We start from the raw sequence: 13,189 nt of genomic DNA, 5'->3' as shown, positions 1-13,189 counted from the left end.
ATGGCTGACCAGTCCATCCCGAAGGCTCGTCCTTCCGACGCCGCTGTGGAGTCCGGCACCGCTGTGGAGTCCGGCACGTCCCTGGAATCCGACACGTCCCTGGAATCCGGCACCGCCGTGGCCGAGGTCCGCGACAGCGGCTCCGCACGGGACGGCCTCTCACGCCGCAAGCTCCTCGGCACGGCCAGCGCCACCGGCCTCGTGCTCGGTGCGGCGGGCGGGGCCGTGGGGTACGCCGCCGCCCCCGCCGGAGCCACACCGCTGACCACGGTGGGCGCCGACCGGGTGATGTTTCACGGGAAACATCAGCCCGGCATCACCGACGGCCTCCAGGCCCGCGGCCACCTCGTCGCCTTCGACCTCGCGGCGGGCGCGGGCCGCAAGGAGGCGGCGGCACTGCTGCGCCGGTGGTCGGCCACGGCCGAGCGGCTGATGGCAGGCGAGGCGGCCGCACACGACGACACCGACGTGGCCCGGGACGCCGGGCCGTCGTCGCTGACGATCACCTTCGGCTTCGGGCACAGCTTCTTCGGCAGGACCGGCCTGGAGAAGCAGCGCCCGGTCTCCCTCGACCCCCTTCCCGACTTCTCCTCGGACCACCTCGACAAGGCCCGCAGCAACGGCGACCTCTGGGTACAGATCGGCGCCGACGACGCCCTCGTCGCCTTCCACGCCCTGCGCGCGATCCAGAAGGACGCCGGGAGCGCGGCCCGGGTCCGCTGGCAGATGAACGGCTTCAACCGCACCCCGGGCGCCACCGCCCACCCCATGACCGCCCGCAATCTGATGGGCCAGCTCGACGGCACCCGCAACCCCAAGCCCGCCGAGGCCGACTTCGACAAGCGGATCTTCGTCCCGGCCTCCGGCTCTAGCGACCCCGTCTGGATGGCGGGCGGCTCCTACGCCGTCGTACGCCGGATCCGCATGCTCCTCGACGACTGGGAGAAGCTGTCCACCACGGCCCAGGAGGCGGTCATCGGACGCCGCAAGTCCAACGGGGCGCCGCTGTCGGGCGGCACCGAGACGACCGCGATGGACCTGGAGAAGGCGGACGCCAAGGGCGACTACGTCGTCCCGCTCAACGCCCACGCCCGCATCACCCGGCCCGACCAGAACGGGGGCGCGGCGATCCTCCGGCGCCCGTTCTCGTACCACGACGGCATCGACCCCGACGGGACGCCCGACGCGGGCCTGCTGTTCGTCTGCTGGCAGGCGGATCCGCTGCGCGGCTTCGTGCCCGTACAGCGCAAGCTCGACCGGGGCGACGCCCTGTCCCGGTACATCCGGCACGAGGCCAGCGGACTGTTCGCGGTACCCGGCGGCGCCGCCCGGGGAGAATACGTCGGGCAACGGCTGCTGGAGGGGTGAAGTCACGCCGGTTCACTCCCGACGGGGGCAGTCGTGAGACACCGGGGCCGGGTTCGCGCGCGGCCATTAGGGTGAGGACATGCCAGCGAGCTATGCCTATCTCGGCCCTGAGGGCACCTTCACCGAAGTCGCCCTGCGCACGCTTCCGGAGGCGGCCACCCGGGAGCTGATCCCATACGTCTCGGTGCAGTCGGCGCTGGACGCCGTGCGCGCCGGAGAGGCCGAGGCCGCCTTCGTACCGATCGAGAACTCCGTCGAGGGCGGCATCACCACCACCCTGGACGAACTGGTCGCGGGCGCGTCGCTGATGATCTACCGCGAGGTGCTGCTGTCCATCACCTTCGCGCTGCTGGTCCGGCCGGGCACCAAGCTGTCCGACATCAAGACCGTCACCGCCCATCCGGCCGCCCAGCCCCAGGTCCGCAACTGGCTCAAGGCCAACCTCCCGGAAGCCGTCTGGGAGTCCGCCGCCTCCAACGCGGACGGCGCCCGGCTGGTCCAGGAGGGGCGGTACGACGCTGCCTTCGCCGGTGAGTTCGCGGCCGCCCGGTACGGCCTGACCGCCCTGGAGACCGAGATCCACGACGCGGAGAACGCGCAGACGAGGTTCGTGCTGGTGGGCCGCCCGGCCCGGCCCGCGGCCCCGACCGGCGCGGACAAGACGTCGGTGGTGCTCTGGCAGCGTGACGACCACCCCGGCGGGCTGCGCGACCTGCTCGGGGAGTTCGCCAGCCGGGGCATCAACCTCATGCTGCTCCAGTCCCGCCCGACGGGCGCCGGCATCGGCAACTACTGCTTCTGCATCGACACCGAGGGCCATATCTCCGACCGGCGGGTGGCCGAGGCGCTGATGGGGCTGAAGCGGATCTGTCTACAGGTACGGTTCCTCGGCTCGTACCCGCGTGCGGACATCGCACCGGAAGGAGTACGGCCCGCCCTGCCCGGGACGTCCGACGAGGAGTTCATGGCGGCGTCGGACTGGGTCGCGCGATGCCAGGACGGGCGCTTCTAGCGTTATCCACAGGAGTTATCCACAGGCCCCCATGTGTACCTGGGGACAAGTCGACAGAGCAGGGCGACTTCGTCGACAAATCGGCCTACCGGCGGCAACCAGGGCCACCATCAGGCACATCACCCTTCGTCCACCCGTTTCCTTTGGTTCATCTTTTGGGGCGACCCTTTTCCACCCGAAAGTGGGTGTCAGGGCAGTTTGAGCCGGGAATTCTTCACTCCGTTCGACGCTTCCGGAGTGATCAATTCCGAAGTCCACAGGCCTTCCGCACAGCCTGTGGATAACTCTTCGGGAGGCGCCCGCCGCTGTGGACAACCGGGCCGCCAAGTCCCGTTTCCCACAAGGGAATCGAGTCAATGTGCCGCCGCTCACATACCCCGTCCCAGGGAGTGAGACGGCACTTATTGACACGATGCGCAATTCCCCCATAACGGTATGTAAGCCGTAGTCCACCGCAGTTCGGAATACCGAGTCGTGAGCCGGAACGCCGCACCGGTAGCCTTGACCGCGTGATTGACCTTCGCCTGCTCCGTGAGGACCCCGACCGTGTGCGCGCGTCCCAGCGCGCCCGTGGAGAGGACGTCGCGCTCGTCGACTCCCTCCTGTCCGCCGACGAGCGGCGCAGGTCGTCCGGCGTCCGCTTCGACGAGCTGCGCGCCGAGCAGAAGCAGCTCGGCAAGCTCATCCCCAAGGCCACCGGTGACGAGAAGGCCGACCTGCTCAAGCGCGCCGAGCAGCTGAAGGCCGACGTCAAGTCCGCCGACGCCGAGCGCGACGCGGCCGACGCCGAGACCCAGCAGCTCCTGCTCCGGCTCGGCAACCTCGTCCACCCCGACGTGCCCGTCGGCGGCGAGGAGGACTTCGCCACGCTGGAGACGCACGGCACGATCCGCGACTTCACCGCCGAGGGCTTCGAGCCCAAGGACCACCTGGAGCTGGGCCAGCTCCTCGGCGCGATCGACGTGGAGCGCGGTGCGAAGGTCTCCGGCTCGCGCTTCTACTTCCTGACCGGCGTCGGCGCCCTGCTGGAGCTGGCGCTGGTGAACGCGGCGATCGCCCAGGCGACGGCCGCGGGCTTCACCCCGATGCTGACCCCGGCGCTGGTCCGCCCGCAGTCCATGGCGGGCACCGGCTTCCTCGGCCAGGCGGCCCAGGACGTCTACCACCTCGACAAGGACGACCTGTACCTGGTCGGCACGTCCGAGGTGCCGCTGGCCGCGTACCACATGGACGAGATCATCGACGGGAACCGGCTGCCGCTGCGCTACGCGGGCTTCTCGCCGTGCTTCCGCCGCGAGGCCGGCTCGCACGGCAAGGACACCAAGGGCATCTTCCGCGTCCACCAGTTCGACAAGGTCGAGATGTTCTCCTACGTCACTCCCGAGGACTCGCAGGCCGAGCACCAGCGCCTGCTGGACTGGGAGAAGCAGTGGCTGACCTCGCTCGGGCTGCCGTTCCGCGTCATCGACGTCGCCACCGGCGACCTCGGCGCCTCGGCCGCACGCAAGTTCGACTGCGAGGCGTGGATCCCGACCCAGGGCAAGTACCGCGAGCTGACCTCGACCTCGGACTGCACCGAGTTCCAGTCCCGCCGCCTGTCGATCCGGGTCCGTGAGGGCAAGCAGGTCCGCCCGCTGGCGACGCTCAACGGCACGCTGTGCGCCGTACCGCGCACGATCGTGGCGATCCTGGAGAACCACCAGCAGGCCGACGGCTCCGTGCGGGTGCCCGAGGTGCTGCGCCCGTACCTGGGCGGCCGGGAGGTCCTGGAGCCGGTCGCCAAGTGAGCGAGAGCTTTCCCTACCGGCTCATCGCCACCGACCTCGACGGGACGCTCCTGCGCTCCGACGAGTCGGTCTCCGAGCGCACGCGTGAGGCGCTCGCCGCGGCCACCGCGGCGGGCGCCGCGCACATCGTCGTCACGGGCCGCGCGGTCCCCTGGACCCGGCACATCCTCGACGACCTCGGCTACGACGGCCTGGCCGTCTGCGGTCAGGGCGCGCAGGTCTACCACGCCGGCGAGCACCGCCTGCTGACCTCCGTGACCCTGGACCGCCAGCTGGCGGGCGTGGCGCTCGCCAAGATCGAGGCCGAGGTGGGTCCGCTGTACCTGGCGGCGAGCCGCGACGGACTGGACGGCGACGTGCTGGTGGGCCCGGGTTACGCGGTCACCGGCACGCTGCCCTCGATACCGTTCACGGACGCGTCGGACCTCTGGAGCGCCCCGCTGAACAAGATCTACATCCAGCATCCCGAGCTGTCGGACGACGAGCTGGCCGAGGCGGCCCAGCGGGCCGCGGGCGGGTTCGTCTCCGTCGCGATGGCGGGTGCGGGCATCGTGGAGCTGCTGCCGCTGGGCCTGTCCAAGGCCACGGGGCTGTCGCTGGCGGCCCGCCGCCTGGGCCTGAAGGCCGCGGACACGCTGGCCTTCGGCGACATGCCCAACGACATCCCGATGTTCGGCTGGGCGTCCCGGGGCGTGGCCATGGCCAACGCCCACGAGGAACTCAAGGCGGTCGCGGACGAGGTGACCTCCTCCAACGAGGAGGACGGCATAGCGGTGGTGCTGGAACGGTTGCTCGGCTGAGTTCTCAGCCTCGTCTGTGCGGAGGATGCACGGATCGAACGTGCGCGGGCTTTTCAGGCCCGACCTTGACTTGCTTCTGATGGAACACAGCGCAAGCCAGTGCCTTACCACTCGGCCAATCCTCCGGGTGGGCGGCCCACGCGAGAGCGACATCGCGTGCTCGAAGCGGCCGCCCCGGGCAGCACCCCGTGCGGGGCGGGCTCCGCAGTGGGGTAACTACACCGGAGCCCGCCGCTGGCTGCCCTGTCGGGAGCCGGACGTACTGTCGTGCATGGACATCGCCCGGCTCCTCTCCCAGAATGTGGCGCCGGGACACTCCCGGCGGATGGGGCACAACCACTCTGCCCCGCCGCCGAGTTGGACGCCACTGAATTAACCGCGGCCCCGGGCCGCTACCGGCGCCGCCATCTGCGACGACGTGCCTTGCTGAAGAACCAGCCCGCCGGCGGCTCGTCCGATCGCCAGGGCTGCGGCTCCGGTGACTCGGCGCGCCAGCGAGCGGCGAGCATGCGGGCCCTCGCGGACGGCTCGGAGGTCTCGGCGCCCCGTATGAACGCGTCGTCCAGGACGACGTCGTCCCAGGCGCCGTTCTGCGGTGTCTCCTCTGCCATCCCCGGCCTCCTAGCCGTTCATCCGCTTTGTCCAGTCTGCCCGGACGCAGGTGAAGTCCCCGTCAAGAAGTCCCCGTCAAGGCGACGGGCGGCGCCTACTCCTCGCCCGCCAGGGTCAGCGACCGCAGCTTCTGCCCGGCGTACCAGGTGGCCAGCACGGTGACCGCCACCAGCAGCACCGACGCCGTGGCCAGGGAGACGTCCGAGGTGACCAGGTCCCCGCCGGCGACCTTGTGGGCGACGGCCAGCGACCACTGCTGGACGCTCAGCGTGCGCGCGCCGGGCACCAGGGAGCCGAACAGGGCCTCCCAGACGAGGGCGTAGACCAGCCCGAACACCACGGCGTGCCGGGACACCGTGCCGAGCAGCAGGAAGAGCGCCGCGTACGCGATCGAGGCGACCAGCGCGGCCACGGTGTAGGCGACGGCGATCTGCTGGCCGTTGCCGTTCAGGATCAGGCCCGCGATCATGGTCGGCACCGCGGAGAACACCATGGTCACGGCGATCGCCACGATCAGCTTGGTGAGGATGATCGTCGGCCGCTTCAGCGGCTTGGACAGCAGGTACACCACCGAACCGTCGTCGATCTCCGGTCCGATCGCCCCGGTGCCCGCGATGACACCGATGATCGGCACCATCGTGGCGAGCGCGAAGCCGCCGAGGACGTCGGAGGCCGTCTGGTCGTCGGCTCCGGTCAGCGCGCGCACGGCCACGGAGATCACGATCAGCAGCAGGGGCAGGGCGCCCAGGATGAGGGCCCGGCGACGGCCGAGCAGGGCCCGGTAGGTGAGCCGGGCGACTGTGGGGTCGTACATCGTGGGCCTCCTACGCCGCGACCAGGTACGAGAAGACGGACTCGAGGGACTCGTCGGACGGCGAGACCGTGAGCAGCCGGATGCCGTGGTCCCTGGCGACCTTCGGCAGCAGGGTGGTGAAGCGGCCGAAGTCGACCGCCTGGATGCGCAGCGCGCCCTCGGCGAGGTCGACCTCGATGCCGGCGGTCGACGGGTCGGCGATCAGCGCGGCCGCGAGGGCGCGGTCGTCGCTGGAGCGCACCAGGTAGCGGTGGGGGCGGTCGGTCATCAGGCGGCGGATCTTGCGGAAGTCGCCGCTGGCCGCGTGCCGTCCGGCGACGACGACCTCGATGTGCCGGGCGAGTTGCTCGACCTCCTCCAGGATGTGGGAGGAGAACAGCACCGTGCGGCCCTCGTCGCCCATCCGCCGCAGCAGTTCCATCAGCTGCATGCGCTGGCGCGGGTCCATGCCGTTGAAGGGCTCGTCCAGCAGGAGCAGGGACGGGTCGTGGACCAGCGCCGAGGCCATCTTCACGCGCTGGCGCATGCCCTTGGAGTAGGTGGAGATCTTCCGGTCCTGCGCGTACTCCATCTCGACCGTGGCCAGGGCACGCTGGGCGGCCTTGTCGCCCAGGCCGTGCAGCTCGGCGTTGGCGACGACGAACTCGCGGCCGGTGAGGAAGTCGTACATCGCCTCCCGCTCGGGGACGATGCCGATCTGCTTGTAGATCTCCTCGTTGCGCCACACCGGCTGCCCGTCGAGGGTGACGGTGCCGGTGGAGGGGGCGAGGAAGCCGCCCATCATGTTGATCAGGGTGGACTTTCCGGCGCCGTTGGGGCCGAGCAGGCCGGTGACGCCGGGGCCGATGGTCATGGTGATGTCGTTGACGGCGACCACGTTGCCGAACCAGCGGGAGACGTGGTCGATGGAGAGCGTCGTCATCAGAGGCCCACCTTCTTGTAGCGGCGCATCAGGAGGCCGTAGGCGGCGGCGATCAGGCCCAGGACGACGAGGACGTACACGGCGCCCTGTCCGCTGGACGGGCCGACCCCTCCGGGGGCGGCCGAGGTGCCGCCCAGGAAGGCGGACTGCACCCCGTCGATCATGGTGATGGGCGAGAAGAGGCCGATCCACGGAATGGCGCCGGTGCTGCCGTGGGCGTCGGCGATGGCCTGGAGGGTGGAGACCGCTCCGTAGGAGATGGTCATCACGGCGATCACGGCGGCGATACCGAAGCCGCGGCGCGGGGTGACGGCGGCGATGACCAGGCCGATGCCGGCGAAGAGCAGCGAGAGCAGGGCCACGGCGACCAGTCCCTGGGCGAATTCCTCGGTCTGGTGGGCGAAGCCCATCTTGGCGAGCAGCGAGCCCACGTACATCACGAGCAGCGGGGCGCCGGTGAGGACGAACATCGCCGAGGCGAGCGCCGCGAACTTCGCCTGTACGTAGTCGGCGGTCTCGATGGGCCGCGAGAAGTACAGCGGTACGGTCTTGAAGCGCAGGTCGCGCGAGACGGACTGGGGTGCCTGGGAGGCGACGTACAGGCTGATCACGGCCTGCATGACGATCGCGTAGCGGGTGTAGGACAACGGCAGCTCGTGCGCCTTGGTGGCGACGGCCACGGCCACCATGATGGCCGCGGGCACGCACATCACCGCGAACAGCAGCATCGGCAGCACCTTGGACTTCACCGAGCGGCCGAGGCCGTAGGCGCCGCGCAGGGACTGCGAGTACAGGGAGCGGCGGGCGTAGGCGCGGCCCAGGCGGGGGCCGTCGTAGCTGCGGTAGCCGATGTTGTGGATACGGGTCTGGTCGCCCGGCATTGCCGGGGGATGCTCAACCGCCATGACCGACGGCCTCCTTCCGCTGCTCGTCGCTGCTGGTGAACACCTCGGAGATGTGGTGCCGCCGCTGTTCCATGCGCACCAGGCCGAGTCCGAGGTCGGCGACGACGTCGCGCACGAGGTCGTACGTCTCCTCGCCGGAGGCGGTCAGCAGCAGGATGTGTCCGGCACCGGGCAGGCCGGCGCCCTCGGCGTGGGTGTCCACCCCGCGCGCGTGGAGCGCCTCGCGGACCGCGCGGGTGCCGTCGGGGTGGGTGTCGCTGTCGGTGACCTCGATCGCGAGGGTGGTCGTGGTCTGGGTGAAGTCGGTGGTGGAGCTGGAGCGCAGCAGCTTGCCGCCGTCGATGACGACGACGTGGTCGCAGGTGCGCTCGAGTTCGCCCAGGAGGTGGGAGGTGACCAGGACCGAGATGCCGAAGTCGGTGTGGATGCGGCGGATCAGGCCGAGCATCTCGTCACGGCCGACCGGGTCGAGGCCGTTGGTCGGCTCGTCGAGGAAGACCAGCTGCGGGTCGTGCACCAGGGCCTGGGCGAGCTTCACGCGCTGCTTCATGCCGGTCGAGTAGCCGCCGATGGGGCGATAGCGCTCCTCGTACAGGCCGACGTGGCGCAGGGTGTCGGCGGTGCGCTCGCGGGCGGCGGCGGGCGGCAGGCCGGACATGCGGGCCATGTGCACGACGAACTCGGTGGCCGAGACGTCGGGCGGCAGGCAGTCGTGCTCCGGCATGTAGCCGACCCGCTCGCGGATGGTGGCGCCCTTGGTGGCGACGTCGAGGCCGAGCACCTCGGCGTGGCCCTCCGTGGCGGGGGACAGACCCAGCAGGATCTTGATCAGTGTGGACTTGCCGGCTCCATTGGCACCGACGAGCCCCGTCACACCGGGTCCGACGTCCACAGAGAGCCGGTCAAGCGCGGTCACCCGGGGGAACCGCTTGCTCAGGCTTTCGGTCGCGATCACAGTCACGCCATAGAAGGTAGTGACGGGGGCCACGCCGGGCGTCAGACCGGAGAGCAGTCTTGGCGTCAGACTCCAGTCGTACGGGACCTTAGGGGTCCCCCTGAGGTCTCACCCTCCGCCGGGTCGCCTTCCGGGCTATTGACGATCGATCTAACAACTGGAACAGTCGCGTGGGTCGGGTTACGGGCGGGTAATGAGACCGGACGGCGGTGGCATGACGAAGGCTGTGGCACACGGACTCGCCGCCGGACTGCCGGGGTTCCGGCACGTGCAGCGCCTCGCCTACGAGTGCGCCCAGGCGGTGGCGGCCCGGCTGGAGCCCGGCGTGACCGAACGCGAGGCGGCCCGCATGCAGCGCGAGTGGCTGCGCGCGCGGGGCGTGCGGGACTGGTTCCACCTGCCGTTCGCCTGGTTCGGCGACCGCACGGCGTTCACTGGCTTCCGGGTGCCGTTGCAGTTCTTCCCCACGGGCCGCCGCCTGGAGCCCGGGATGCCGTTCATCCTGGACATGGCACCGGTGTACGAGGGGTACACCGCGGACATCGGCTACTCCGGCTCGCTCGGCGGCAACCCGGTGCAGGAACGGCTCATGGCCGATCTTCAGGCGCACCGCGAGCTGATCCTGCGCGAGGTGCGCGAGCGGCGCCCGCTGCGCGAGATCTACGAGGACGTGGACCGCCTCATGGTCCGCCAGGGCTACGCCAACCGGCATCGCGCCTATCCCTTCGGGGTGATCGCCCACAAGGTGGACCGGGTGAGGCCACGCCGCTGGTCCCCGCACGTCCTCGGGTTCGGCACGCAGTCCCTGAAGGGCCTGGCGAGCGACGCGCTGCACGGTCACCGGGAGGGCTGGTCGCCGCTGTGGTCGCCGTACCGCTTCTCCGACCACCCGCCGAGGCCGGGCTTGTGGGCGGTCGAGCCGCATCTGGGCTTCCGGGGGACGGGTGCGAAGTTCGAGGAGCTCCTGGTCGTCACCGACTCCAGGGATCCCGAGCAGAGCGCTTTCTGGCTGGACGACGATCTGCCGCACGTGCGGCGCTGGGCGGAGGACAGGTGACGGTACTCAAGGGTGCGCGCGAACGCCGGCTGCGCACGGGCGGCGTCGAGCTGTGCGTGGCGGAACTGGGCGACCCCGGACAGCCGACGGTCGTCCTGATGCACGGCTATCCGGACAGCAAGGAGGTCTGGTCCGAGGTCGCGGTCCGCCTCGCCGCCCGCTTCCACGTCGTGCTGTACGACGTCCGGGGCCACGGCCGCTCCACGGCACCGCGACCGCTGCGCGGCGGCTTCACTCTGGCCAAGCTCACGGACGACTTCCTGGCGGTGATCGACGCGGTCAGCCCGGACCGGCCGGTGCACCTGGTGGGGCACGACTGGGGCTCGGTGCAGTCCTGGGAGTTCGTCACCGTGGAGCGCACCAAGGGCCGGATCGCGTCCTTCACCTCGATGTCCGGGCCGTCCCTGGACCACTTCGGGCATTGGATCAACGCGCGCGTGAAGCGCCCTACGCCCCGCCGTGTGGGCCAAGTCCTCGGCCAGGGCGCCAGGTCCTGGTACGTGTACCTGCTGCACACCCCGGCCCTGCCCGAACTGGCCTGGCGCAGCCCGCTGGCCAAGCACTGGCCGAGGATCCTGCGGCGGGTGGAGAAGTTCCCCGGGGACGACTACCCCACCCCGTCCCTGCCCACGGACGCGGCGCACGGCACCTGGCTGTACCGGGACAACGTACGGTTCCGGCTGCGCAGGCCCCGCCCGGACGCGTACGCGCACGCGCCCGTGCAGCTCATCACGCCCCTGGAGGACGTGTTCCTGTCGGAGCGGCTGTACGACGACCTGGAGCAGTGGGTTCCGCGGCTGACCCGCCATACGCTCCCGGCCGGGCACTGGATTCCCCGCACCCGGCCCGACCAGCTGGCGGCCTGGATCGGGGAGTTCGTCACGGGCGTCGAGGACGGCAGCCCCGCGCCGAGGCCGACCGGCCGGCACGCCGACCGCTTCGCCGGTCAGCTGGTCCTGGTGACCGGCGCGGGCAGCGGCATCGGGCGGGCCACGGCGCTGGCGTTCGCGGAGGCCGGCGCGCGCGTGGTGGCCGTCGACCGGGACGCGGAGGCCGCCGCCCGTACCGCGGAGCTGTCCCTGCTGCTCGGCGCACCGGGAGCCTGGGCGGAACCGGTCGACGTCTCCGACGAGCAGGCCATGGAGAAACTGGCCGAGCGGGTCGCCGCCGAGCACGGCGTGGTCGACGTGCTGGTCAACAACGCGGGCATCGGCCTGTCCGGCTCCTTCTTCGCCACGACACCGGACGACTGGCGCAGGGTCCTGGACGTCAACCTGTGGGGAGTCATCCACGGCTGCCGTCTCTTCGGCGCGCGGATGGCCGAGCGCGGGCAGGGCGGCCACATCGTCAACATCGCGTCCGCGGCGGCGTACCAGCCCTCCCGGGTGCTGCCCGCCTACAGCACCTCCAAGGCGGCGGTGCTCATGCTCAGCGAGTGCCTGCGGGCGGAGCTGGCCGGCCAGGGCATCGGCGTGACGGCGGTCTGTCCCGGCTTCGTCAACACCAACATCACGTCGACGGCCGTCTTCGCGGGCGTGGACGCCGAGGAGCAGAAGCGGCGCCAGAAACGGACCACCCGCCTGTACGGCCTGCGCAACTTCCCGCCGGAGAAGGTCGCCGACGCCGTCCTGGACGCGGTGGCCCGCAACAAGCCCCTGGTTCCGGTGACGCCGGAGGCCCGTGGCGCGCACCTGCTGTCCCGCTTCCTGCCGGGGGCACTGCGGGCGCTCGCCCGGGTGGAGCCGCGCCTGTGATCTCGGTGAACTCCCTTTCTCGGTGAACTCCCCTTCTCGGCGAACTCCCCTGGAACGGCCGCGAGTTGTCCACAGAATCACCAACCAGCCTGTGGATAACCGCACTTGCTTGTGGACCAAACCTCACCGCTAAAACAAAATGCGTGATTCCCGTCTCTCCCGCCATGCTGAGGGGATGGACGAAAGACGCACCGTGAAGGTGTCGAAGTACCTCTCGAAGCACCTGCGCCACCAGCCCGAGCGGATAGGCCTCACGCTCGACGAGGGGGGCTGGGTCGAGATCGACACGCTGATCACCGCGGCCGCCGCGCACGGGTTCCGGTTCACGCGTGAGGAACTCGGCCACGTGGTGGCCGTCAACGACAAGAAGCGGTTCGCGGTCGAGGGCACCCGGATCCGCGCCAGCCAGGGCCACAGCATCGACGTCGACCTCGGACTGCCCCCGGCGACGCCGCCGGCGTACCTCTACCACGGCACCGTGGCCCGCAACCTGGACGCGATCCGCACCGAGGGCCTGCGGCCCATGAACCGGCACGACGTGCACCTGTCGGCAGACCGTGAGACGGCCGAGCGGGTCGGTGCCCGCCGCGGCCGGCCCGTCGTCCTCCCCGTCGACGCGGCCGCCATGCACCGCGACGGCCACGTCTTCCACGTCAGCGCGAACGGGGTGTGGCTGACGAAGGCCGTGCCGCCGCAGTACCTGCGGTTCCCCACAGCGCACTGACCTCTGTCCGGCATGATCAGTCGTATGGACCGCCTCCCCACGACGGAAGCCGCCGTCGCCGCCTGCCGTGCCATCGCCGACGAGTACGCCCGTGAGATGGAGGTCACTCACGACATCGGCGCCGACCAGACCTCGCGCCGCACCGCGGCGGGTGTCGGTGTCACCATCGACCCCGACGGCTCACTCCCGCACGAGGCCTTCGTCGAGTTCGGCGGTTCGCCCAGGGTGACCGTGCGGCTGTATCCCGAGGACGACGCACTGATCGCCGTCGAGGGCGTCGAGTGCCCCGACATCCCGCGCGACGACGTACCCGCCTTCCTCCGCTCCGTCTTCGGCCGCCTGGCGTACGTCAAGGCACGCCGCTTCCCGCCGGGCTACTTCCTGGTGGTCCCGCTCCCCGGTGACCGTACGCACAAGGAGTACATGCCGCTGATCAGTCTCAGTCCGTGGCTGAGCAGCCGCGTGCGGTGACCGTTTCA

Annotated in this window: 13 protein-coding genes and 1 tRNA gene; 8 read left to right on the top strand and 6 right to left on the bottom strand. The window is 70.6% G+C overall.

Annotation, left to right across the window (positions count from 1 at the left end):
• The 4 genes from efeB (at position 1) to ABZ915_RS10570 (ending at position 4,967) form a co-directional block, all read left to right on the top strand.
• Complete coding sequence (gene efeB, locus ABZ915_RS10585; RefSeq protein ID WP_361799037.1) at positions 1-1,368, top strand: iron uptake transporter deferrochelatase/peroxidase subunit; 1,368 nt, start codon at positions 1-3, stop codon at positions 1,366-1,368.
• A 79-nt stretch (positions 1,369-1,447) separates the two neighbouring features.
• The gene (pheA, locus tag ABZ915_RS10580) at positions 1,448-2,380 is read left to right on the top strand and encodes a prephenate dehydratase (RefSeq protein ID WP_361799034.1); all 933 of its coding nucleotides are present in this window, start codon (positions 1,448-1,450) and stop codon (positions 2,378-2,380) included.
• A 509-nt stretch (positions 2,381-2,889) separates the two neighbouring features.
• A complete protein-coding gene (serS, locus tag ABZ915_RS10575; RefSeq protein WP_361799031.1) occupies positions 2,890-4,167 on the top strand; it encodes a serine--tRNA ligase in 1,278 nt (425 codons plus the stop codon).
• Positions 4,164-4,967: an HAD family hydrolase gene (locus ABZ915_RS10570; protein WP_361799028.1), complete on the top strand. Its 804-nt coding sequence runs from the start codon at positions 4,164-4,166 to the stop codon at positions 4,965-4,967. Before serS ends, ABZ915_RS10570 begins: the two co-directional genes overlap by 4 nt.
• Positions 4,968-4,986: 19 nt before the next feature.
• Here the strand turns inward: ABZ915_RS10570 and ABZ915_RS10565 are convergent.
• The 6 genes from ABZ915_RS10565 to ABZ915_RS10540 form a co-directional block, all read right to left on the bottom strand.
• Positions 4,987-5,092, bottom strand: a tRNA-OTHER gene (locus tag ABZ915_RS10565).
• A gap of 267 nt (positions 5,093-5,359) precedes the next feature.
• A complete protein-coding gene (locus ABZ915_RS10560; protein WP_361799025.1) occupies positions 5,360-5,578 on the bottom strand; it encodes a hypothetical protein in 219 nt (72 codons plus the stop codon).
• Between the two features lie 95 nt (positions 5,579-5,673).
• The gene (locus tag ABZ915_RS10555) at positions 5,674-6,393 is read right to left on the bottom strand and encodes an ABC transporter permease (protein ID WP_361799023.1); all 720 of its coding nucleotides are present in this window, start codon (positions 6,391-6,393) and stop codon (positions 5,674-5,676) included.
• A 10-nt stretch (positions 6,394-6,403) separates the two neighbouring features.
• The gene (locus ABZ915_RS10550; RefSeq protein ID WP_361799020.1) at positions 6,404-7,315 is read right to left on the bottom strand and encodes an ABC transporter ATP-binding protein; all 912 of its coding nucleotides are present in this window, start codon (positions 7,313-7,315) and stop codon (positions 6,404-6,406) included.
• Positions 7,315-8,220: an ABC transporter permease subunit gene (locus ABZ915_RS10545; RefSeq protein ID WP_361799017.1), complete on the bottom strand. Its 906-nt coding sequence runs from the start codon at positions 8,218-8,220 to the stop codon at positions 7,315-7,317. The genes ABZ915_RS10550 and ABZ915_RS10545 overlap by 1 nt, the downstream gene beginning before the upstream one ends.
• Positions 8,210-9,175, bottom strand: coding sequence for an ABC transporter ATP-binding protein (locus ABZ915_RS10540; protein WP_361799501.1), 966 nt, complete (start codon positions 9,173-9,175; stop codon positions 8,210-8,212). The genes ABZ915_RS10545 and ABZ915_RS10540 overlap by 11 nt, the downstream gene beginning before the upstream one ends.
• 214 nt (positions 9,176-9,389) lie before the next feature.
• On the opposite strand from ABZ915_RS10540, the gene ABZ915_RS10535 reads away from it, so the two are divergent.
• From ABZ915_RS10535 to ABZ915_RS10520, 4 genes are all read left to right on the top strand, one after another.
• Entirely contained in the window at positions 9,390-10,232 is an 843-nt protein-coding gene (locus ABZ915_RS10535) for a M24 family metallopeptidase (RefSeq protein WP_361799014.1), read from the top strand.
• Positions 10,229-11,986 carry an SDR family oxidoreductase gene (locus ABZ915_RS10530; protein ID WP_361799011.1) on the top strand — a complete coding sequence of 586 codons (1,758 nt, stop codon included), beginning with the start codon at positions 10,229-10,231 and terminating at the stop codon, positions 11,984-11,986. Before ABZ915_RS10535 ends, ABZ915_RS10530 begins: the two co-directional genes overlap by 4 nt.
• A gap of 175 nt (positions 11,987-12,161) precedes the next feature.
• Positions 12,162-12,710, top strand: coding sequence for an RNA 2'-phosphotransferase (locus ABZ915_RS10525; protein WP_361799008.1), 549 nt, complete (start codon positions 12,162-12,164; stop codon positions 12,708-12,710).
• A gap of 12 nt (positions 12,711-12,722) precedes the next feature.
• Positions 12,723-13,181 carry a hypothetical protein gene (locus tag ABZ915_RS10520; protein WP_361799005.1) on the top strand — a complete coding sequence of 153 codons (459 nt, stop codon included), beginning with the start codon at positions 12,723-12,725 and terminating at the stop codon, positions 13,179-13,181.
• Positions 13,182-13,189 lie beyond the last annotated feature (8 nt).

Source organism: Streptomyces sp. NPDC046915, from assembly GCF_040644935.1.
GTDB lineage: Bacteria > Actinomycetota > Actinomycetes > Streptomycetales > Streptomycetaceae > Streptomyces.
The sequence above is the reverse complement of the archived record's forward strand: the minus strand, read 5'-3'. Positions and strand labels throughout refer to the sequence as shown.

What these genes read in the sequence shown, in the direction of transcription:
- ABZ915_RS10535 (WP_361799014.1), top strand. Translation starts at nt 9,390, where the DNA reads ATGACGAAGGCTGTGGCACACGGACTCGCCGCCGGACTGCCGGGGTTC.
- ABZ915_RS10555 (WP_361799023.1), bottom strand. Translation starts at nt 6,393, where the DNA reads ATGTACGACCCCACAGTCGCCCGGCTCACCTACCGGGCCCTGCTCGGC.
- ABZ915_RS10520 (WP_361799005.1), top strand. Translation starts at nt 12,723, where the DNA reads ATGATCAGTCGTATGGACCGCCTCCCCACGACGGAAGCCGCCGTCGCC.
- efeB (WP_361799037.1), top strand. Translation starts at nt 1, where the DNA reads ATGGCTGACCAGTCCATCCCGAAGGCTCGTCCTTCCGACGCCGCTGTG.
- ABZ915_RS10560 (WP_361799025.1), bottom strand. Translation starts at nt 5,578, where the DNA reads ATGGCAGAGGAGACACCGCAGAACGGCGCCTGGGACGACGTCGTCCTG.
- ABZ915_RS10545 (WP_361799017.1), bottom strand. Translation starts at nt 8,220, where the DNA reads ATGGCGGTTGAGCATCCCCCGGCAATGCCGGGCGACCAGACCCGTATC.
- ABZ915_RS10550 (WP_361799020.1), bottom strand. Translation starts at nt 7,315, where the DNA reads ATGACGACGCTCTCCATCGACCACGTCTCCCGCTGGTTCGGCAACGTG.
- pheA (WP_361799034.1), top strand. Translation starts at nt 1,448, where the DNA reads ATGCCAGCGAGCTATGCCTATCTCGGCCCTGAGGGCACCTTCACCGAA.
- ABZ915_RS10525 (WP_361799008.1), top strand. Translation starts at nt 12,162, where the DNA reads ATGGACGAAAGACGCACCGTGAAGGTGTCGAAGTACCTCTCGAAGCAC.